At 61.9% G+C, this 1,406-nt stretch carries 1 protein-coding gene; it reads right to left on the bottom strand.

The window, feature by feature from the left end; all coding sequences use genetic code 11:
* Window positions 1-278 precede the first annotated feature (278 nt).
* Window positions 279-1,328, bottom strand: coding sequence for an IS110 family RNA-guided transposase (locus AC0L2J_RS34715; protein WP_007604958.1), 1,050 nt, complete (start codon window positions 1,326-1,328; stop codon window positions 279-281).
* Window positions 1,329-1,406: the final 78 nt, after the last annotated feature.

Here is a 1,406-nt window from a genome sequence, read left to right on the forward strand (position 1 = left end):
CCAGGACCCATATGTGGACGGCCCCCGTGGCACAAGAGCTTAGTGAGGTTTGATCGGATCGCTTGCATCCATATGTCCGGCCTGTTGATGCGGCTTTGTCGGACCGCTGGCCAAGATGGTTTTCGCGACACGAGTTCCAATCACCCATGCGACCTTATTCGGCCAATGGGTCCTACGGATTTGCTCGCATCTCGAACGATCGATCGCACCATCTCCTCTGCTCTTGCAGCTCCGGTTCGGCCGGTGGGGCTAACCCGCCGGTCGGCCGAATCTTTCGATCACACGGCAGCGGCCGTTTGGGCCTCGTTTTGCGCCCCTAGCCGCGCGCGATCGTATTGCTCTCCCGTCGTCATCAGCTTCCAGGCGATGCGGGCCATCTTGTTGGCCAGCGCCACCGCCGCCAGCTTCGGTGTTTTGCGCTTCAAAAGCTCGATCAGCCAGCTCGGCCCACGAGCTTTCGATTTGGCGATCTTGACCACCGAAGTTGCCCCAAGCACCAGCAGCTGACGCAAGGTCTCATCGCCTGCACGGGTTATCTTGCCGAGCCTGGTCTTTCCCGCGGTGGAATGGTCCTTTGGGGTCAGGCCGAGCCAGGCGGCAAACAGCCGTCCCGAGCGGAAGGCGTGAGGATCGGGTGCCTTCATCACCAGTGCTGCGGCGGTGACCGGACCGATCCCCGGGATCTGAGCCAAACGACGGCTCAAGGCATTGGCACGGTGCCAGGCGAGAAGCTTCGCCTCCACTGCCTTCAGCTCGACCTGCACCTGATCATATTGGCGGGCAAGCGTCGCAAACAGCTCGCGGGCCAGCGTCGGCACCCTTTCATCGTGCTCGATTGCGGCCAGGAACGAGACCAGCTTGTCCAGCCCCTTGGCCTCGATCAGACCGAACTCCGCCGCATAGCCGCGGATCATGTTGGAAAGTTGAGTGCGTCGCACGACCAGTTGTTCGCGGATGCCCAGCAGCATCAGCGCGGCCTGTTGCTCGGCGGTTTTCACCGGCACATAGCGCATCCGCGGCCGGCTCGCCGCCTCGCACAGCCCCTCTGCATCGCGCCCATCGTTCTTGTTGCGCGCCACGTAGGGTTTCACCAGCTGCGGAGCGATCAGCTTGGCTGTGTGTCCCAGCTTACCTAGCTCTCGCGCCAGGACGTGAGCCGCCCCACACGCCTCGATCACCACCACCGTCGGCGGCAGCTTGGCAAAGAACTCCAGCATCCCCTTGCGGCCAAGCCGTTTGCGCAGCACGACCTGCTCCGAGGCATCCACCCCATGCAGTTGAAAGATATACTTCGACGTATCCATCCCAATGCGGATAATCTGGCTCACGGACGGCTCCTGTGAATGAGTTTCTGACAACCTCATTCTGGCACACTGATGCCGTAAGGGGCCGTCCACACCATCACC

The sequence above is a fragment of the Bradyrhizobium sp. MV1.5 genome, from assembly GCF_055807615.1.